Origin of the sequence: Paenibacillus sp. 2RAB27, from assembly GCF_052115445.1 — a bacterium.
Lineage (GTDB): Bacteria > Bacillota > Bacilli > Paenibacillales > NBRC-103111 > Paenibacillus_E.
This window is the reverse complement of sequence record NZ_JBFRGR010000015.1, coordinates 111,927-132,583: the sequence shown is the minus strand read 5'-3', so window position 1 is coordinate 132,583 and position 20,657 is coordinate 111,927. Positions and strand designations below refer to the sequence as shown.

General features: G+C 43.1%; 16 protein-coding genes. 4 read left to right on the top strand and 12 right to left on the bottom strand.

The window, feature by feature from the left end; genetic code table 11:
• Positions 1 to 61: 61 nt before the first annotated feature.
• Genes AB4114_RS20550 through AB4114_RS20540 form a run of 3 tightly spaced genes read right to left on the bottom strand, consistent with a single transcriptional unit; the run spans position 62 to position 2,128 of the window.
• Positions 62 to 520, bottom strand: coding sequence for a hypothetical protein (locus AB4114_RS20550; RefSeq protein ID WP_441990117.1), 459 nt, complete (start codon positions 518 to 520; stop codon positions 62 to 64).
• A gap of 52 nt (positions 521 to 572) precedes the next feature.
• Positions 573 to 935, bottom strand: coding sequence for a hypothetical protein (locus tag AB4114_RS20545; RefSeq protein ID WP_441990116.1), 363 nt, complete (start codon positions 933 to 935; stop codon positions 573 to 575).
• Positions 932 to 2,128 (bottom strand): Alp7A family actin-like protein, encoded by a 1,197-nt coding sequence (locus AB4114_RS20540; RefSeq protein WP_441990115.1) that lies wholly within the window; start codon positions 2,126 to 2,128, stop codon positions 932 to 934. The genes AB4114_RS20545 and AB4114_RS20540 overlap by 4 nt, the downstream gene beginning before the upstream one ends.
• A gap of 300 nt (positions 2,129 to 2,428) precedes the next feature.
• On the opposite strand from AB4114_RS20540, the gene AB4114_RS20535 reads away from it, so the two are divergent.
• Both AB4114_RS20535 and AB4114_RS20530 read left to right on the top strand, forming a co-directional pair.
• Positions 2,429 to 3,373 carry a phosphodiester glycosidase family protein gene (locus AB4114_RS20535; protein ID WP_441990114.1) on the top strand — a complete coding sequence of 315 codons (945 nt, stop codon included), beginning with the start codon at positions 2,429 to 2,431 and terminating at the stop codon, positions 3,371 to 3,373.
• A gap of 18 nt (positions 3,374 to 3,391) precedes the next feature.
• Complete coding sequence (locus AB4114_RS20530) at positions 3,392 to 4,402, top strand: GtrA family protein (protein ID WP_441990113.1); 1,011 nt, start codon at positions 3,392 to 3,394, stop codon at positions 4,400 to 4,402.
• Positions 4,403 to 4,473: 71 nt separating this feature from the next.
• On the opposite strand, the gene AB4114_RS20525 is transcribed toward AB4114_RS20530, so the two are convergent.
• Together AB4114_RS20525 and AB4114_RS20520 are read right to left on the bottom strand one after the other, a co-directional pair.
• Complete coding sequence (locus tag AB4114_RS20525) at positions 4,474 to 7,863, bottom strand: flagellin N-terminal helical domain-containing protein (protein WP_441990112.1); 3,390 nt, start codon at positions 7,861 to 7,863, stop codon at positions 4,474 to 4,476.
• Positions 7,864 to 8,036: 173 nt separating this feature from the next.
• Complete coding sequence (locus tag AB4114_RS20520; protein ID WP_056622538.1) at positions 8,037 to 8,219, bottom strand: carbon storage regulator; 183 nt, start codon at positions 8,217 to 8,219, stop codon at positions 8,037 to 8,039.
• Positions 8,220 to 8,832: 613 nt separating this feature from the next.
• Here AB4114_RS20520 and AB4114_RS20515 point away from each other — a divergent pair.
• Complete coding sequence (locus tag AB4114_RS20515) at positions 8,833 to 9,006, top strand: carbon storage regulator (protein ID WP_441990111.1); 174 nt, start codon at positions 8,833 to 8,835, stop codon at positions 9,004 to 9,006.
• Here the strand turns inward: AB4114_RS20515 and AB4114_RS20510 are convergent.
• Positions 8,995 to 13,383, bottom strand: a complete 4,389-nt coding sequence (locus AB4114_RS20510) for an AAA family ATPase (protein ID WP_441990110.1) — start codon at positions 13,381 to 13,383, stop codon at positions 8,995 to 8,997. The genes AB4114_RS20515 and AB4114_RS20510 overlap by 12 nt on opposite strands.
• A 481-nt stretch (positions 13,384 to 13,864) precedes the next feature.
• Here AB4114_RS20510 and AB4114_RS20505 point away from each other — a divergent pair, with 481 nt between their 5' ends.
• Complete coding sequence (locus AB4114_RS20505) at positions 13,865 to 14,218, top strand: DoxX family protein (protein WP_441990109.1); 354 nt, start codon at positions 13,865 to 13,867, stop codon at positions 14,216 to 14,218.
• Positions 14,219 to 14,284: 66 nt separating this feature from the next.
• On the opposite strand, the gene AB4114_RS20500 is transcribed toward AB4114_RS20505, so the two are convergent.
• The 6 genes from AB4114_RS20500 to AB4114_RS20475 form a co-directional block, all read right to left on the bottom strand.
• On the bottom strand, positions 14,285 to 15,934 hold the full coding sequence (locus AB4114_RS20500; RefSeq protein WP_441990108.1) for a stalk domain-containing protein: 1,650 nt from the start codon (positions 15,932 to 15,934) through the stop codon (positions 14,285 to 14,287).
• Positions 15,935 to 16,078: 144 nt separating this feature from the next.
• Positions 16,079 to 16,540: a phage tail protein gene (locus AB4114_RS20495; protein WP_441990107.1), complete on the bottom strand. Its 462-nt coding sequence runs from the start codon at positions 16,538 to 16,540 to the stop codon at positions 16,079 to 16,081.
• Positions 16,541 to 16,627: 87 nt separating this feature from the next.
• Positions 16,628 to 17,230, bottom strand: coding sequence for a class I SAM-dependent methyltransferase (locus tag AB4114_RS20490; RefSeq protein ID WP_441990106.1), 603 nt, complete (start codon positions 17,228 to 17,230; stop codon positions 16,628 to 16,630).
• Positions 17,231 to 17,304: 74 nt separating this feature from the next.
• Positions 17,305 to 17,967, bottom strand: a complete 663-nt coding sequence (locus tag AB4114_RS20485) for a serine/threonine protein kinase (protein ID WP_441990105.1) — start codon at positions 17,965 to 17,967, stop codon at positions 17,305 to 17,307.
• Positions 17,968 to 18,183: 216 nt separating this feature from the next.
• Positions 18,184 to 19,728, bottom strand: a complete 1,545-nt coding sequence (locus AB4114_RS20480) for an extracellular solute-binding protein (protein ID WP_441990104.1) — start codon at positions 19,726 to 19,728, stop codon at positions 18,184 to 18,186.
• A gap of 59 nt (positions 19,729 to 19,787) precedes the next feature.
• Positions 19,788 to 20,654 carry a carbohydrate ABC transporter permease gene (locus AB4114_RS20475; protein ID WP_441990103.1) on the bottom strand — a complete coding sequence of 289 codons (867 nt, stop codon included), beginning with the start codon at positions 20,652 to 20,654 and terminating at the stop codon, positions 19,788 to 19,790.
• Positions 20,655 to 20,657: the final 3 nt, after the last annotated feature.

The following is a 20,657-nucleotide window of genomic DNA, read 5'->3' as shown; positions in this document are numbered from 1 at the left end:
ACATTGGCCTTGGCATACGCTTTAGTGTGTCTCATTTGGCTCCAAACCATCCTCACTCAGCTTAGATCGCGATTTGTAGCCAATCGGGGTATTCATCCAGGTAGCCATATTGACTTAACTCTCGTAACGAATTGCGAATGCTAAGCTCATCCTCACCGGATTGGCTCGTTAATTCCAGTAAGTCATGCAATTGAATGTGCGGGTTCTCTTTGCAAAAGATAAGTAAACCCTTAGCCGCCCATGAGAGGCGATCATCTTGGAAATCGCCAACCATCCGGCGAAACAGTTTGTGCGGAAGGATTTTAAGATCAACGAGGTCTTGCAGCGCCTTCATCGCCTGCTTGTCCGTCATTCTCCCAAGAATGGCAATCTCCGATATCACAGGGAAATTGGACTCAGAGCCAAAGCTTTTCAAAATAATGTAGACCATTTGAGAACACAAATCTAGACCTGGTTGACGGAAAATATCATCCGACAGTGTAAAATTACGTGTACCCTCACTTACTTGTCCGTTAGACATGTCGATGTCCTCCTTTTCATTATGATCGGAGTTCACCCCACCCAGTTACATCCTACATAAGCTTGCCGGCATTACGACCAGCTTGGCGAAATATATCTTCTAAACTGAAGTTCTTCTGTCTGTTAGAAACCGGGATATCCACAGATTCCTGGTGTTCCATGGGTGCGGTAAAGAAATGATCATCCTCTAGGAATGATTCGATAGTATGATTGAGATCCTCTTCGCCTACCAACGTAGCTAGCGATTGTTCGTGAAGGATATGCTTGGTCAAAATCTCCATAATGCCATGACTAAACATGCCTTCAGCTTTCAACTGGTTCATATACGCAATGACCTCTGGCGATGTTTCTGTCGGAATGTATAGGGTCACATCCTTACCCGGACTCACCAAAACAGTCGATCTCCGTTTCTTCAATCCGCTCCGCTCCCAGCCTCAGTTTCCTTCTGGGTTTCCTTGCTTGCCGCTGCTTCATTATTTGTTTGTTTCAAGGCATGCTCCAGCAAAAAGAAAGTACCGCGCACATTGCGGAATTGACTGTACTCTGATTTATCAAATCGGATCGGCAAGCCTAACTCCGCATTTAGTTTCTCGATCCAAGGTTGCAGAACGATGGCCCCGCCCCCGATAAACCAGAACTCATTCGCATAGCGAACATGTTTCCAAGAGTTGCGGGCGTATTTTAATACCTTTTCGGCTAGGATACGCATGTGACGGTTTACGAGGTTCGTCATGTCAAAAGCCACTTTACCCTCAGCGTAAATTTCATACTCCTTGTTGACTAGCATGATCGTCAGTTCCGCGGTGCTTGAGATTAACTCTTCTCCTTGGGCGTTGATTTCATTACGAATGCTTTCCAACGCATCGTTTAAATAGATTTTAGCCCCCGTTGAATGCCGTTGATCCAGATCAAGCCCTGGTCTGAAGAAAGCAATATCCATATCGACACCGCCAACGTCTGCAATCCCGAAGCCTTTATGTGACAACTGTGACTTGGTTGTAGCCTCCATGTCATAAACACCTGACACATCATCAATGCTGATATCCGATGGCAGCGTAAACTCCATTTCCACTGTTACGCCTTTAAAAATCGGTGTCGTAACAAACGTAATGGAATGAACGCCACCTGTTATCTTTTGTGCAAATTCTTCGCTAAACTTCGTAATTTCTCTTATAGGCAAACCTGTTCCTAAGTGCACCGCAGCTTTAATACGATTCTTACCTCGTTTAATCGCATCCTCATGCTTCGTGGCAATGGCATAAGCCGCAGCCGTTAGGAGCGTAACCATGGTTTCAGGCCGCTGCGCTTTCTTTTGTACCGCTTTATCTCCGACAATCTCATGAACGATTCCTTCGTCACCAATAGCCAAGTTTCCAACGTAGACATGACGATATTGCTCTGTATCAATCGCTGGCGATGTGATTTGCACATCTAAGAAATCCAAGGGATCTCCTTGTTCCATCAGTAAAAAGCGCTCCCCAAAAGGTTGTGCGACAACATTAGGGAAAATAAAGCTGTTGTTCAAATCGTCATAGATGCCTTTAATATGACTGCTGCCGTTATCAATGGATAAGTGAATAGTTGTGGTAAGAATATCATGTTTAGCCATGTCTATTTCCTCTCCCAACCTTAATAGATACTATAAATAGATTCGGTTGATAGCGGAGATTTAAGACGGTTACTAGGAATTTTTAACAATTCTGATTTGAGGGAGGTAATGAAGTTTAACATGGTAAAGTTTGGAGTTTGAAGTTCGAAATTTAACGTTTAAAGTTTAAACTTTAGTGGTTAAATCGTACACTTTGAACTTTATGTAAGTGTGATAACAGTCACTCATTTGCCTATCCTGCTGACATTTAAGCTTCACTAAAGGTTGCCGCACTACAATGATTTTATGAACCGGAGAGGAGTGATCATCATTTTCCCCCAGCGAAAAAGAACCAAAATTATCACCATCATCGTTATATTTCTATGTATCATTGCTGCGATTCTCTATTGGCTTGCTAATCGTTATTTATTCGAGCACGTCGAAGTCGTCGTCGCCCAGAATAACGTCGTAAATCAAGATTTGCCCGTGAAACAAGCAGCGTCACAAGCGCAATCCGATGACTGGAATTATAAGGACGACAACCAGACGATTAGCATAAAACAGGTGCAAACGGGCACCGGAGCTGATACGATCACTTATTTCGTCGCCGACGTGACTTTCAACAATAGCACGAATCTGCTCACAGCTTTTGCTAAAAATGCCTTCGGCACCAACATCATCGAGAATACTTCGACAATTGCTGCAAGCAACAACGCCGTATTCGCGATCAACGGCGACTATTACGGCTTTCGCAACGACGGCGTCATCATTCGAGGCGGTACCGTTTACCGCGATGAACCAGCGCGTGACGGCCTTGCCTTACTCAACAATGGCACTTTGCAAGCTTATAACGAAGAGGAGATATCTTCACAAGATTTGCTTGCTAAGGGAACAACAAACACCTTTTCCTTCGGCCCTATCCTCGTCAAAGATGGCGAGATAGCCGGAGATTTCTCCGCCGTGCAAATTGATAAAAACTTCGGAAACCGATCGATTCAAGATGCCAATCCGCGCACCGGCATTGGGATGATCTCGCCGAATCACTTTGTGTTTGTCGTGGTCGACGGACGAAAAACCAACTATAGCCGTGGCATGACGTTAACTGAATTCGCGAATCTTTTCCATGAACTCGGCGCTACCGAAGCTTATAATCTCGATGGCGGCGGTTCTTCCACGATGTATTTTATGGGCAGAGTCGTTAATAATCCACTTGGCAAAGGCATCGAACGAGGCGTAAGCGACATTATCTATATTCCTAAATCTTAAGCAAGGAGGACTGATACCATGACCATCCTCATCCCCTCCTACGAGCCGGACGAAAGGTTAATTTCCCTTATCCATCATCTAAAAGAAGTTAGCGACGATTCGATCCTTGTCGTTGACGATGGCAGCGGTGAAGAATACCGCGGTATTTTTGATTCAGCGAAGCAAGCTGGTTGTACCGTGCTCACGCACAAGATGAACCAAGGGAAAGGCAGCGCATTGAAAACGGGCTTTGATTATGTGAGACAGCATGGTGGTAGTGATGGCGTTGTCTGCGCTGACAGTGATGGACAGCATCTGCCTGAAGATATTCTAAGGCTCACGAAAGCCGTTCGCGAGCACCGTAATCATATCGTACTGGGCAGCAGACAATTCACGGGCAAAGTTCCCATGCGCAGCCGCATCGGGAATTCGGCTACGCGGATGGTTTACGCTCTGGCGACGGGCAAGCCCATACAAGATACGCAAACTGGCTTGCGGGGCTATTCCTCCGAAATGTTGGATTGGCTATGCCAAATTCCAGGCAATCGATTCGAATATGAAATGAATATGCTTCTCGAGGCTCCCCATGTGGGATATGACTTGGTTGAGGTGCCGATCGACACCGTCTATTTAGACGACAATAAATCTTCGCATTTTCGCCCACTCGCCGATTCTGCTAGAGTTTACTTTCCCTTCCTGAAATTCTGTGCATCTTCAGGATTCGCCGCAATCTTGGATTTCCTATTGCTGATCTTGCTGCAAGGGATGACCTCCAATTTGCTCGTTTCCATCATTGGATCACGATTGTTAAGCTCCATATTCAATTACACCATGAATCGCAAATTTGTTTTTGCCAAAAGGAACGGAGTGGCTATCCGCAAATCGTTGCCCCGGTATTTCTCTCTCGTTCTCATTATCATGTTATTGAACTACGGTATTATGTACCTGTTTCATGAAAGCATCGGCATACCGCTCATAGCTGCAAAGCTTATTACGGAAGCCTTATTATTCTCATTCAGCTATTGGGCACAGCGAAAGATCGTATATTAAAAAGCAAAGAGCTCAATGGAAATAAAAAATGGACTCTAGAAAATCTAGAGTCCATTTGATTAAAGCTATGATTAACCACGAAGTAATTGAAGAACACCTTGAGGCTGTTGATTCGCTTGAGCAAGCATAGCTTGTGCAGCTTGTGCAAGGATACTAGCTTTGGACTGGTTCATCATTTCTTTCGCCATGTCTACGTCACGGATACGGGATTCAGCAGCCGTTAAGTTCTCGGAAGACGTATTCAAGTTGTTGATTGTATGTTCCAAACGGTTTTGGTAAGCACCTAAGCTTGCACGTTGTGTAGATACTGCGTTGATCGCATCATCCAATACGCTAATAGCTGCAGTTGCTTTTTCAGTGGAGGAAATATCCAACGCGAATTCTGTATTCGTGTTGCTAGTTCCGTCTGTTACTGTTGAAACTGCTGTGTAGGATGCTGTTTTGCCATCGCTAGCTGTTACAGTTCCTGTAGCAGAATCACTGATGTTTAATGCTTGGCTACGCATATCAGATACACCAACAGCGATCGTTTGCTCAGCATTTGCGCCTACTTGGAAACGCAAACCTTTGTCTGCAGTAGCAGCGCCAGCAGTGCTAGTTGCATTTGTTACATCTAGTTTCAATGTTTTTGCCAAGTCACCAGCTGAAATGCTTACACTTCCAGCAGCTCCGTTAGTACCCGAAGTGATTTGGAATGCTCCGTCTGTGAAGTTAACAGATGCATTAGCAAGTGCTCCACCAGCTGCACGAATTTGTGATTGAAGATCAGATGCTAGACCACCTGTTGTGTAGTTTTGAGCAGCAAGTGTAATGTTAACAGCAGTTCCATCAATTGTGATTGTTCCTGTGTTGTTAGCATTGCTTCCTTGCGTGTTCGTTGTGGAAGTTAAGCCTAAAGCGTTAGCTGCTGAACCTGTAACTGAAGTAATGCTGCTTTCGGAGCCAGACAAGCCGTTTGTGAAAGTCAATTTATTACTTGCATCGAAGGAAGCAACAACGTTACCTGCTCCAAACGCAGTGTTCAATTTTCCGTTCAGATCAGCTAGTAAGCTAGTTTTGTCACCAGCGTTAGTAAAATCATACGTTGCATCAGACAACGTAATGCTCTTGCTAACACCATTTGCAGTAATATTCAGCGCATTGTTACTGCTTGAAACGCCTGCTGTAAAGGAATCCGCAGGAGCTGCTTTCAGAAGAGCTGCCGCCCCACCGCCATCGATAGTTATTGTGTCGGATGCATTTTTCGCTGCGAAGACGACTTTATTGCTTGCATCAAAGCTAGCATTGATGTTACCTGCTCCAAATGCTGTATCCAATTTGGATTGAATGTCAGCTAGGAAATCAGTCGCACTGTCATTGCCGCCAGCACTATAATCAGCTGTAGCAAGTGTTACTGTTTTGGATACGCCATTGTATGTCACATCCAACTTGTTGGACTCTGTACCTTGTGCGCTGCCGCTCAAGCCTAGAGCTGTTGCTGCCGTACCACCGATGTTGTCGATAGTGCTCGCAGTACCCGTTGTATTGTCAGTTAACACCAATTTACCACTGCTAAATGATGCGGCAACATTACCTGCACCAAATGCAGCATCTAATTTCGCATTGATATCTGTTACGAAGCTAGTTTGCTGACCAGCATTGGTAAGGTCTGTATAGTTACCTGACAATGTGATTGTTTTGTTCGTACCATTTACAGACAAGGACAATTGGTTGTTGGCAGTTGGTGTGCTAGCAGTCAATGAGTCAGCCGCGCTGTTTTTAACCACTTTATCTAGCAAACCGCCACTGTCAAGCGACAACGTGTCACCAGCATTTTGTGTTGTGAATTTAATATTCTTGCTTGCATCTAGGGAGGCAGTAACTTTACCTGCACCATAAGCTGTTGTCAGCTTAGCGTTAAGATCCGTTAAGAAGTCTGCTGTTGTTTTACCTGCAGTGCCATCATAATCGTTTACCGCCATTGTAATGGTTTTTTGTACGCCGCCATACGTTAATGTTAAGGAATTGTTTTCAGTTCCTTGCGTAAGTGTCGCTGTATCCAATCCAAGCGAAGCTGCTCCGTTACCCGTAATGCTAGTAATTGTGCTGCCTGAACCTGTCGCACCATCAGTCAACTTTAACTTACCTGCTCCATCAAATGATCCAACAACGCTACCCGCTCCGAATTGAGCGTCCAATTTCGCGTTAAGGTCAGCCAAGAATGTAGCTGCTCCGCCCCCTGTCAAATCGTAAGTAGCAGATGCTAAGGTAATATTTTTAGTTGTACCATTAACAGTCAAGGATAATGTATCATTCTGTGCAACGGTAGTTGTCGCTAAAGCGCCACCTAAATGTGATGTAGCTAGTCCACCACCATCAACACTGAAAGCAGTACTTGTTCCTGCGTAACCAATTTCTATTTTATTGGTTGTAGCATTCAAGCTCACACTGATGTTGGTATCTCCACCCGCGGCAGTTCGCATTGCAGTTTGAAGATCAGCGGCAAAATCAGTAACCGTATTTCCAGCAGTACCATCATAATCTTTAGCTGTCATTGTTGCGGTGTATGTGGATCCACCGACCGTGAACTGCAATTCATTGTTTAGCGCTGTGACGTCTGGACCTACAGCAGTAGCATAAGTCGATGTTCCAACCGCTTCTTGATGTGCAGAAGATGAGACTTTGAAAGCTGCATTCGTATTTAGAACCGTTCCACCAACCGCAGTTGCACCAGTCGTCGCAAGGTTAGGCCCTACTGCAGTAGCATAGTCATTGGTACCTGTAACTGAAGGAGCAAATGCACCAACGTTTTGTGCAGTTAGAGCCGCACCTGTAAGAACAGCTTTCGTTTCACCAACGTTAGGTCCGGAGTTGTTAGTACCCGGCGTAGTAAATGCTTTAGTACCCGTAACTGTTGGTCCACCTACAGCAGAAATTTGTGTGGAAGTACTAGTAAGAGCAGTACCTTTTGCTGTAGCTTGCGTAGCAGCAGCTAGAATGTCAATGTTACCGGAGGAAAGTTGTCCACCTTTAACATTAGCTGTAACAGCTGGTGTTACGTTGATTTTTCCGTTAAGCAATTTAAGATTATTGAACTCAGTTGTGTTACCGATACGGTTGATTTCTGAAGTCAATTGGTTTACTTCGGATTGAATCGCATCACGGTCATTCGCTGTGTTCGTACCGTTAGCTGCTTGTACAGATAGCTCACGCATACGTTGAAGAATGTCATGAGTTTCGCTAAGTGCGCCCTCAGCTGTTTGAATCAAAGAGATACCGTCTTGCGCGTTACGGGAAGCTTGATCTAAACCGCGGATTTGACCGCGCATTTTTTCGGAGATTGCTAGACCTGCTGCGTCATCACCTGCACGATTGATGCGAAGACCGGAAGACAATTTCTCGATAGATTTGCTTTGGTTTGCTGTGTTCGTGCTCAACTGACGGTGCGTGTTTGTTGCTGTAATGTTGTGATTAATTCTCATAATAGACTACCTCCATGTGGGTTTTTGAATACACATCCGTTTGCATTCATTAAAGCTTAGGGATACGTTCCGACAATTGCTCGTTGAATGCGCGCTTATCCAACATCAATCGTAAGATCCGTAACCCTGCTCATCCCTGATCCACACCACTCGGCCTTGAATGGAAGGTAATCTTATTCGTTATCTATATGTTTATTTTTCATTTCCTCTTCAACCAATTCTCCACGAACAATTGAAATATCCCGCGGTGCATCGATCGCCAGACGCAAATGTCCTTCTTCACTTTTGATGACTTTCACCGTAATCTTGCCGTCAATCAACACATATTCTCCAGGTCTTCTTCCTAAAACCAACATCCATCTCATCTCCCTATGAGTTAGTATGAAAAAAAAGATGAGCAAACGACTCGATGTCTGTCTTCATCCTGAAGATCGACAATCGAGCTATTTGCTCATCCGTAAGTCACTCTATGCTATTGGTCTTGCATCTTAATCCCTATTTCTAAATCTAAAAAAACACAAAAAGACGAGTAAATTAACATAGCTACTTTTCAGTCAACCTGAAAAATGCCATGCTCATTCACTCGTCCTTGAGTGGATATGATATCCTTTACCTGATATATCGGCGGTAGACGTTTAAATGTGAATACCTTTTTAAAATAAATTCTATAAATCGACATCTAATTACTTCGGAACTTCTATTTTGCACTTCATGTCGAATAAAATTGAATACAACTTTCGTTATACTCCTGATCGTAATGTCATCCTTATGCCTTCTTTTTGTATCACTTCAACTCTCTCGTTTGATACCGAAAACCTAGGACTTATGCCCTATTCCACTGTCATAATTATTATTTTTGATCCGTTATAACTTTCGTTAGATTACTTTTTCAGGGCAACCAACTAAGATAATACTCATAACCGATACTCGTTGAGTCTCATGGGTAAATACGATTAAGGAGTGCACAATATGCTGGTTGTTGGAAGAAAGCCGGGTCAATACATCGTGATTGATGAGAAGATCATAGTAAGAGTGATTAAAAGTGATGAGGGTCACTTACGTCTCGCCATTGAAGCACCACAAGATATTCAAATTATTCGTGGGGAATTGCTTCAAAAGGAAATCACACACTTAGTTCAATAGTTGAAGCTCTCTTGCTTTGGAAATGGCTTGTACCCTTCGATTTACTTCCAGCTTTCCATAGATGTTGAAAGCGTGGCTTTTTACAGTTCCTTCCGTAATATCTAACTGTACAGCAACTTCCTTATTGGACAAGCCTTCTGCCATTAAACGAAGAATTTCTATTTCTCGACTCGAAAGCGATTCAATTAATGTGGGTGACACTTTGACATCCGTATTTTTTACATCCTCAACGGAATTGATCCTTATATAGGACATTCGTGAGAATATCATTTCTAATACTTCCAACCGATCTGTGGTAAATGCATCAGATGTTAGATTATTTTCCATGTACAAGATGCCATCTCGGTGATCTGTATATCGAAAAGGTAAACACAATATTGATTTAGGTTGGTTCACCCGAATATAAGGATCTGTTACGAATATACTTTGACGAGCATCACCAAGAATGAGCGATTCTCGTGTTCGCATCACGAATTGTGCCACGGAAGTTGAAAAGTGGGCTCTGGTATCCCCATGGCTCTCTTTCTTATGGTTGCTTTCCTTTTCTGCCTCTACAGTCCACATACCCTCACTTCCTAATAGGATACATCCCCTTTCAGCGCCAACATTATATATGGCCAAATTAAGAAAATCATTGAGTAACTCCTTCTCCGCTTTACCCTTTGAAACAATCTTTGAAGCTTGTCGGAGCGTGTCCATATCTAATTCGCTATTAAGGACATTATTGGGCCTTTTATCAACTGCCGCGGTTTCTTTCACTGCATGGTCGCTACGATCATCGGAAGGGTTCATCTCATTGAAGATGATGGCCATCAGTGACGGATTGCGATCCTGTAAACTTTTCACCTTCCCAAAAGCCCCCCATTTATAATAGGCCTTACAGGCGTCCTGAAGGTAAACTTCCGCTCTTTTATGGTTATCCAACTGCAAGTAATAGTGAGCAACCCTTTCATTCACAATCGCTTCATCCTGTGGACATTCGTTCTTTTGCGCCCATTGAATAGCTTGATCATACAGGGTCTCTGCTTTGGCAAATTCTTGATCCCAAATAGCCAATTCTGCAAGCATCGTCCAATATCTAGACAATGTGCTTTCCGGAACGAGCTTCGTCCATTGTTTCATTCGAGACAACAGTTGATTAAAAATTTTGCGATAATGACATTTCATACGCTGCGTTGCGCTTGGATATATAGCAATAATGGATAATGCATAATAGAAGCAGTGTTTCTGCTTGATTGGCACCAGCACTGCTGCCTCGAGATCCTTCGATTGTTCCGCTATCGCCAGAGCTTCCGGGTAATGGCCATATAGGTACGAGACCTCAAGCTTACAAGTGTAATAGTAATACAGATTGACATTGTGCTGAGCGAACAAGAATTCTTCCTGTTTCAGTTGGCTCTCGTCAAAATACCCTTTGTTAAAATTCAAATGGTTGGAATCCGTCGTATTTTGCAAGAGATCAACATATTGCATCGTTTGATTTAGTACTCTCAACGTCAATTTATCCAAAACTCGGGTAGATTTTTCAGCATTCATTTTACATATATGATCTAAGTGCCGCAAATCCTTGCTGCCCGCAATTAATTGGCAGGATAGGGCATGTCCAGCATAAAGTAAATCACCGCCTTCCAAACTTAACTGTCCCGCTTTTTGAAAGTACGAACCTGATTCCTGAGGTCGCACCAATTGTAAAATTAGCCCTACAATAACTTGAATTTTCCCTTGCAGTAGGAGGCTGTCCGTTTTCTCGGAATAGTGGAGCGCGATCTCGGCTAGACGTAACGCAGTTCCATAACTTTTAAATCCGAAAGCAAGTGTCATGGCATACGAACCAAGCGCAATGGCCAACGCTTCGGCGTGCCCCTGATCCAAGGACATTCGTACGTATCTTGCAAACAAAATGACGGCCAGTTCATCATTTGCAACAAATAAAATCGACGATGAGACCATAACTATTTCCGCTAATACTTTATGCAGTGGGTCTTGGCTCAGCGGTAAGTCCTTTAAATGACTGCGCTTTCCTGCAAGCATGACTTGCGTGTAGATAATCTCCCTCATAATGGATAGCCGAGAAGATTTGGATGGAATAAGAAGCCCAAACTCAGCCATAGCTTTTAAAGCAACGTCGCTCGCTTGTCCTACTTTTTTTTGAAATGCATACATCGTAATTTGGATAACATAGATCTTTGCTCTATCCAAAACATCATTTACATGTAGCAATAACTGCTCGAGAACAGTTTCCGCTTGTTCAAAGTAACCGCAGAAATACTGGCATTCCGAACATTCAATTAGAAGTTTGGCGTAGAGATCAAAGTGCTGGGACCACCCTTCGGTCGCAATTAATTGAGAGCCCTTCTCCAATAGTTCCAATGCCTGGACATAGGCTGCAGATGCTTTAGCCTTTCTTCCTGCTCGTAAACATAGCTCGGCCAACTTTTCAATTTCCACCGGGTCCGTCATAAGCTCGCTGCCTAAATTTAGATGATGTACAATCTCAAACAGATGCTCGTCCCACGGTTCTGATTGTAAATAACAAAGCATCAAGCGGCCTATTTTCAAATGGACATGCGTTTTCTCTTCTTTCGGTATGTAATCATAGGCTACCCTCTGCACCTGATCATGTAAGAACACATAGCGATCATTTTCAATTAATACCAAACCTGCACTTAGTGCGGGCACTAAATCCTGTTCCGTTTGTTCCGTCTCCTGCCCACATAGCATGGACAACATATGAATTTTAAAAGATTTTCCAATACAACCAGCTAAATGCAGGACTTCACGAGTTTCATATGGAAGCGTTTCAAACCTTCCCACGATTAAGCTACTTACATCCTGAAAGCCGTCACATTCTCTAATCTCTTGTATATGCCATTCCCATCTCTTCTGGTTCAAATCGAAATAGATTAGCTTTTTCTCATAAAAAATTTGTAACATTTGCTTTAAATAAAAGGGGTTTCCGGCTGTTTTTTGATAAAGGATTTTGGCCAACGGCATAATTCTGCTTTGATCGGTATGAAGCGCATCCGCTACATATTGTATTACGCTTAGGTAGCCTAGTGCCTCAAGGTTAATAGAGCGAATAGACGTATCTCTTATTGGTGAGAGGTCAGAAAACATGCCAGTTATTTCATGTTCTTCATCGACTTCGTTATTTCGAAATGTCCCGATGAGGAAAAGATATTTATTCGAAGGATCAAACATTAAAACCCGAAGCAAATCAATCGAGGCAGAATCGGCCCCTTGCAAATTATCCAACCAAATCACCAAAGGATGATCCTTATCTGCAAAGACCTTAATAAATTTGCAAAAAAGCGTTTGAAATCGGTTTGTTGATTCAACTGGAGGCAGTGTCTCAACCTGAGGTTGTTCCCCTATTATTAAGGCTAGCTCGGCAATCACTTCAATAAGAACAATGCCACATTGTCCTATGGCCTTTATAATCTTTTGACGCCATAAGGAAATATGATCTTCATCTTCTGTAAGTATCTTCCTAATTAAATTGCGAAATGCTGCAATAAGTGATGCGTACGGGATGGATGTATGTAATGGATCGAACTTACCTGAAATAAAATACCCCTTATTATGCATAACGGACGTTTGAACAGCTTGGACTAACGTTGTTTTACCACTTCCAGCATGACCACCGATGAACATGATCTCCTTAGAACCCGAACAGGCTCGTTCATAAGCCTCTTGCAGCTCCTGCTGCTCTTTTTCTCGGCCATATAGCTTATCCGGTAGCCGAAATCGGCTAAGTTTATCTATTATACCTAGTGGAAAGGACTCAATCATTCCATTCTGCTTTAGCTGGTCCGAACATTTTCGCAAGTCATCCAGAAGTCCATATGCGCTTTGGTAACGCCTCCCCACTGTTTTGGACAGTAACTTCATGATGAGGTCGCTTAACATAGGTGGAACTCCCTTTTTAACTACACTCGGAGGCAATGGAAGCAACGCCATGTGAGCATGAATCCATTCGTTAGCCGTATTCGCTTTAAAAGGTAGCTCCCCAGTCAGCAACTCATATAATATCACACCTAACGCATACAAATCGCTGCGTTGATCRACCTTCCACTTCATGCGGCCAGTCTGCTCTGGTGACATATAAGCAAATACTTTGATAAGGTCCTCATTTTGTTCCAACGTTAGCACATTAATCCGATGTGAACTGGATTCGGAAATCAGTTTTAGCGCTAATCGCCCGTCTTTGGATTGAATAGAAATATTGTCAGGGCTTACATTATGCAAAACGACACCGCTACTATGTAATTTTCTAATCCACTCCACTAATTCCAAAGCTACGTATAAAAAAAACCAAAGATCGGATGAATTCTTTTGTATATATGAACTTAATTTCATCTCGTTGTGATCTTCCAAAGCGCTATCCCCCCATGTGGATAAACCTATACTTTGTGCGTAGGCTCATTACGGTAAGCCCTACTACCTGTAAAGCAAAATGATGATTGAACAACCTACGGAATGTGGATAACCAAGGGTGTAGTCTCGACGGTCCACAATTAACATTCTCTAATACTAATATCCCTCCCTATTTACTTGCCTATTAACGAAAGTATAGCATGAAATATGTCGACGTAGTAGGACTTTTGTCATGGTATTTTATACCCAGTAATTTCATTCTATCGCTCAAAATGCAAATTACTCTCTTTATTGGACAACCCCAGGTTATTCTCCAGATAAAGGTCGGAAGGTCGGGCATGGCCCGGAAAAAGCACAGACATACTAAGTATGGACTGCGATCTTCTTCATATAACTTATAAGTGCCTACTTCCTTAATCGAATACTTGCGCTTATTATACCTGTAGAGTTGTCAAATAGTAATAAGGAGGTTATACCATTCATGAATATCGCACTATGGATCATTCAAGGTCTTGCAGCAATAGGTTTTGTCTATTCTGGTTGGTTGAAGGCCTTTCAGTATGAACAAGCCAAAGCCTCTTGGGGGTGGGTTAAAGACGTATCAAAATCGTTCGTTGTCTTTATCGGGATCGTCGAATTAATCGGAGCACTTGGACTTATTCTGCCTCAGGCGATGAATATTGCTCCTATATGGACGCCAATTGCAGCAACTGGGCTTGCCGCAGTCGTTCTTCTAGGCGCCCTATTCCATGTCTCTCGAAAGGAATATCGGGAAATTGGTGTGAATATTGTGTTCTTCGCGTTAGTTGCATGTATTGCGATCTGTCGGTTTTAAGCCGACGTATATCCAAAGAAAAGAGACCGTCAGCTATCGACGATCTCTAACTAATGGGTTCTTAACTTAATAACTAATTCTAACCGTTCGTGTTTTGTCCTCATAATCTACCTTAGCGCCAAGCACTTCAGACAGCAATCTAACTGGGATAATCGTAGAATCGTTGTCCAAAATAGCTGGTGAATCCGTCGCCATTTCCACACCATTTAGCGCATAGGCATTTTTGGTCGTAAAGAGGGTGATGGTTCTGCCTTGTTTCGTGTATATAGCTGCCTTCTGTTTATCATCCCATTCTACGGATGCCCCGAGTGCCCCTGCTAAATCTCTAATCCAAAGGTAGGAGCTGCCATCTTTAATAATAGGTTTTTGCTTCATAGGCACCTTAACATCATCCAAGATAAATTTATTATCTGCTAGTCCAAAAGAAACCACATGCTGCAACTTGCCAGATTGGTTCATTTGCTTCACATACGCGGTAGAATCGTTATGCAATTTACTTTTCCCCACATACGCAATAGGTTCCGTACGGAACTCCCACTTCTTTTCATAGATCTTGGGTTGATTATCTTCAATGACAGACAACTTAACATAAGCCGTGTAGACCGTATCCGGGGAGAGTGGCTTAGTCGGAATTAACATAACTTCACTTTGCAGATGATCATCGTCTAGAGGCGTATTCAGCAAGAGATCCAGCTCCTTGCCCGTACTATCCGTCAGCTTGGATTCGACTAATTTGACATCTCTAACAAATCTTCCTGAAAGTTGCGCCATGATGGGATAACCAACAGGGTACTTGGTACCGGCATGGTTTCGGATCGGGTCTGGCGTCTCATGACCGTCAAAATCAATCGGAACATAAGGATCGCCCGGAGCCGGAGAAACGACTAATCGCGAGTTCCATTCATTCGTTAGTCCAAATTCAATAACCGTATAATCACCTTGTTTATCAAGACCAATTTCTATGGCATCCAGTGTTAAGAAAGGCGTACGGTGATAAGGGGCATCGAAAAGGCCATCGATCGCTTGTGTAATCGTTGCTTGTGAGTTTCCATTGTAAGAGACGTCTTCCGAGAAATTTCCGCCATACGAAGCGTACATACCGCGCTCATACAACTTACTTCCGATATAACCGGGGAGCTTACTATTTTCTTCGTGCATGGATACCCCAGACTCACTAACCTTGTTCGTTTCTAAATATTGCGCATGCAGTTTGGCCGCATACGTTAGGTTCTTATTGAAGGTAAGGGGATTCAAACCATGCATAACCCTGTAATCGTTAATCGCTTTAATGCCTTCTAATTGCTGAGCCGTAGGTGCCCCAGGCAGATCAGAAATGGCTTTTTCGTCAACACGAAATGTCCAACTCTTCTCAATCGGCATGTAGCCGTCCTCTTTAAGCTCCAATACAATATTAACGGTATGCTCTCCTGCCTTTAAATCCGCCGTTGGCGTATAAGACAGGATCATTCTACCAATGTCCCATTGCGCGTCTACTTTGACTTGGTCGATTTTCATCGTATAGCTTTTGAACTCGGGTGTGATATCGCTTTTTACAAATTCAAACACGATCGTTGGCTTCATCAATCCAACTTTTCCTTGCGGATACCAATAGGAAGAATAAGATGCCGCCTCCACGTGTGGCTGAGCCATACATAACCCCGAAACTGCAATAAAGAAACCCAGCAGCACTTTTAGAAATTTATTTCGATATACCATAGATGTGTTCCCCCTGCGTTATAGACCTACCAATTATTAACATTCTATGTTTTTCGACCCATTTCCTTCTTTTTTGCAATGAAAAAATAGATATCTCACATGTATTGTGAAATATCTACCTTTATTTACACATATCTTCGAAGACTAGTATTGTCCTTTAATTACAAAATACGAACCTCGAATCGTTCCAGCTAGTTTGGACTTCTGTCTAGCAAACTTAAACTTCGGTTCTAGTTCCTTGGGAATCTCCATCCCCTCAGAAAGCTTAAAGCCAACTGCCCGCTTCTTAGGGTCATCCACCGTATACATGACATTAACGCTAAGACCATCCTCATAAAAAACGTAGGTAAACTGAATGTTTTCCACTTGAAAACGCGATGTTTCTAGAGGTTTGGCCGCGAACGCAATATCACGTTCTTTCAAAATTTGGTTCACATAATCAAGGTTCTCCTGACTTTCGCTAGCGGGTATAACCGTAAATTCATGTTTGTATTTGTTCATAAAGTAACGGGCTTCATTCGCACGTAAACCAGCAAGCGCTTCTACGACAGGTGAAGACTCTAAACCTACCGTAGATACATTTTTAAAATCAACGATATACGACATTTACATCCCTCGTTTTCTCTCACTATTTCCTATTATTATACCAAAAATGAATTCAATATAAACATTTGCGTTTGGGAAGTGGCAAGTTTACTTTTGAGAATCAAGAATAAACATAGATGCATCTTGCCCCATGAATATGTTGCTTCCCTGATAAAACGTTTTCGATTGAATATTCTTGTAACCTATCTTAGCCATAACGTCAGTTAGCTTCTCCTGATTAAATCCGTTATGAACCATATCGGACATTACTTTTTCATTTTTATCAAAGTCAACGATTAGCAAATGCCCTCCTTCATTGAGAACATCAAATAATCTGGATAAAACGAATTCGACATCCGGAATATGCAGTAGAACCTGTGCCATAAAAATATAATCCGCATGCAAATCCGATAAACCTTCCTTTTCAAAATCAAAACATAATGTATCTGCATGCTGAATTTGTAAATCAGAAATTTTCTGGTTTAGCTGCGTAATCATGTTTGGTGAAGTATCTAGAAACAACATCGAGTTAAACTCGTTTAACAAATTCATCCCGACAAGACCGGTTCCACACCCAAAATCAATCGCGTTCTTACGATTAGCGTCAACGACATATTCACGAATGGCATCTGAGGATACCTTGGCAATTTGAATTCTTTCAGGCGTGTCGTATACATTAGCTATCATTTCAAACTTATCCGTATTTCCCATTATTATCTCTCCTATCCTCACGGCAAAAATACAAAAGGGAGCTGGCCGCGGCAAGCTCCTGTAATTATACCATTTTACATACCCTTCTTATGTAACTCACCTGAAGGTCGGGCCCATCTGCGGTATTTCCGATATCCTCGGCGCACGAGGTGCAGCAAGAACTCTGGGAGCGGTATCCTGCGCAGCCATGGGAAATAAAAGCGATCATAGGCACGCTTCAAATCGTCCCACATCGAGCAATCGTCTTCTTTCAAGAAGTCCGATACATCGACGACCAAGCCTCGGCCATTATGCTGCATGACATTCTTACCATGCACATCATGCGGTGTCAGTCCTCGGCTTACCGCGTACTTCAGCGCTTCATCAATATCGTTTAGCACTTGACGCTTAATCGGGATGCCGCGCAACAAACTTTGATACAGCGTTACACCCGTTAATCGACGCAGCGCAAGATATGTATCACCTGCATGCAAACATTCGGAATAAGCTGGGTGCTTGCCCAGCCGTCGATATATTTCTTTCTCATCCTCTATCCCCGGCCGTCCAGGTGCGTACACTTTCACCACCATATCCGGATAGCTTGGATGCATCAGCACAGCCGCATAATTACCCGCACCGACTAGCTGCCACGGCTTAGGGACACTGTAAACGACGATCGGGTCATAAGGCCGCTCACTGGCAATCTGCAAATTCGGAAGTAATTGTCCTTCAATTACTTCAATCCAGTGTTTCTGCACGCACCTGTCACCCCCATCTGGTATTTGGTGGTATTATATAAAAATATGAAGCAATATGCTAGATAAAAATAATATGGTTACATGACATAATCGATCATCAACGCCCGATCAGTCCGTATAGCATAAGCTTATACAATTCTCCGACTTTGGCTTTATATTCGGTGCCAAGGCACTTCGAAAAGTCAAAAAAAGACCCTAAGTAGGGTCTCTTCAACTTTATTTTTTCAAAGCCCGATCATACGCTTTTTTGTAAATGTCCACCATTTTATCAACGCCTAACGCTTTCATGTCACTCACATATTTCGGCCAATCTTCCAGACTGCGTTCACCAACGATGAATTTGGAAATATTCTCATCGCGCTTCTTCATAATTGTATCCCCAGAGAGAGAGAGGGTTTCCATCTCTGCGCTTGTGAAAGCTGGACGAGGCTGCTGCAGACTATCATATTTCGGCGCTTCCTGATAAGCCTTCTGCAGCTCAGGTGATGAGAGGGATAGATGAGCATCATAATCGAACCACGCATAGGTGCCGTCCGTAGAAATACCGGTTTTCTTTCTCATGTCCGCTACATCCGCATATTTCTCAATGAACTGCTTCTTGCCATTCTCCGTTTTGTAAGTGACGCCTTCTTTTCCCCAGCTGGCTAGCGTTTTACCTTCCTCACTATAGAAGAAATCCATGAACTTCATAATCTCTTTGATTTTTTTCGAAGATGTCGCAATCATGAAGCCTTCGTCCAAATATTGCGTGAACGCATTTTTGGCAGGCGCACCTGCCAATCCAGCCGGGGCTCCCATGAAAGCCAGATTAAAATCAGGTTTATCCTTGCGCAATGCCGAGTTGAAGAAGTCAATCCGTCCGATGTAATCGACTGTAACAAAGGCTCGCTCCGTGGACATTAGGTCCTGCCATAGCTTCGTATCTGCAGACAAGAAATCGGGAGGAATGAGGCCTTCTTTATAAAATTTATTTAAATACACAATCATTTGCTTGTAATTGTCTTCCAGCGGACCATAGCGCCATTCTTTTTTATCAAAATCATAGTACACATCTGAACTCGTGCCAAAGGTTGCAGCGAAATTCAGGAGACGCTGCAAACCGTTCCGGAATGAAAGCGGATAGCTCTTCGGATAAGTTTCCTTTATTTTCTTAAGCGCTGCATACAATTCATCCCACGTTTTTGGCTCGGAAAGCCCAAGCTTCTTAAATACATCGTCACGATACATCCAAATCATGCGATTCGTTTCCCCGATTCCCGCATTCGGGAACATATACATTTTGCCATCCGACGAAATCGTGTTTTGCGTATCAACCGGATATTTTTCCATCCATTTTTTCAAGTTCGGCATCTCGTTTACATAATCCAAAATATTAACCAGCGCACCTTGTTGTCCGTACTTATCTGCCAGCTTTTTGTCCTGCGTCATCATCATATCCGGCAAATTGCCCGAGGCAATTGTAACACTTAACGCGTCATCCAGCTTTCCAGAAGGCAGCTGCACATTTAAGGAGACACCTGTTTTCTCTTCAATTAATTTCCAAGCAATATTATCTTTATTGTAAGGCCAGCTTGGATTCGAATAATTGAGCACATTAAAGGTTTGTTTGACCACTTGCGCAGGAGCTGAAGCTGTTGTCCCCGCACTGGCAGAAGGCACTGCCGTCGATGTCTCGTTCGTACTCGTCGAACAACCGGCGATTGCCGTCATAGATAGTCCCAAAGCTAAACAAATTGACAACCCTCTTACTGTTTTATTCATAGAACCCATCTCCCTTTTCATTTGTTTAGACCCGCAGCCTTGATATTACTGAACATGAACTAACCTTTCACCGAACCGATCATCACCCCCTTGACGAAGTATTTTTGCAGAAACGGATAGACAAGGAGGATCGGTACAGTGGAAACAAGGATCGTTGTAAATTTCAATGCATCATCAACGACCAAATTATCGCCGCCTACGCTGGATACGTTAGCTGAGTTGATCTGCCCCTGCAAGACAATATTGCGTAGAACAACTTGCAGCGGGAACATATCCTGGTTGCGCAGGTAGAGTAAGGCGGAATAAAAGTTATTCCAGATGCCAACGGCATAGAAAAGTCCGATGGTGGCAAGCACCGCTTTGGAAAGCGGCAGCACGAGCCGAAAGAAAATACCGATATCGGTCAATCCGTCAATTTTACCCGATTCCTCTAACTCTTTGGGCATTGCGGAGAAAAAAGTTCGCATCACGATGAGATTCCACGTACTGACGGCCGTAGGCAGCACCATGGACCACAGGCTATCTACCAAGCCATAGCTTTTGACGACCAGGAAGGTCGGAATCATACCACCGCTGAAAAACATCGTAAACACAATGAGCAGTGTAAACAGCTTGTGATGCGGCAACTCCTTTTTAGATATAGCGAACGCACCCATGGCTGTCATAATTAGCGAGACCAAGGTCCCGACTAGTACATATCGAATGGTATTAATATAGGCGGAGGATATACGCGGATCGTGTAAGACGATTTTGTACATTTCCACGTTGAATCCTTTTGGCCAAAGCGTAACCTCTCCTTTTAAAATGTGCGTACTATCGCTGAACGAGACCGCCAACATATAAATAAAGGGATACAGTGTTGCGGCGACGACACCAAGCAGTACAAGGATAATCAGGATATCAGCCAAACCAAATTTCGTTTTCATTAT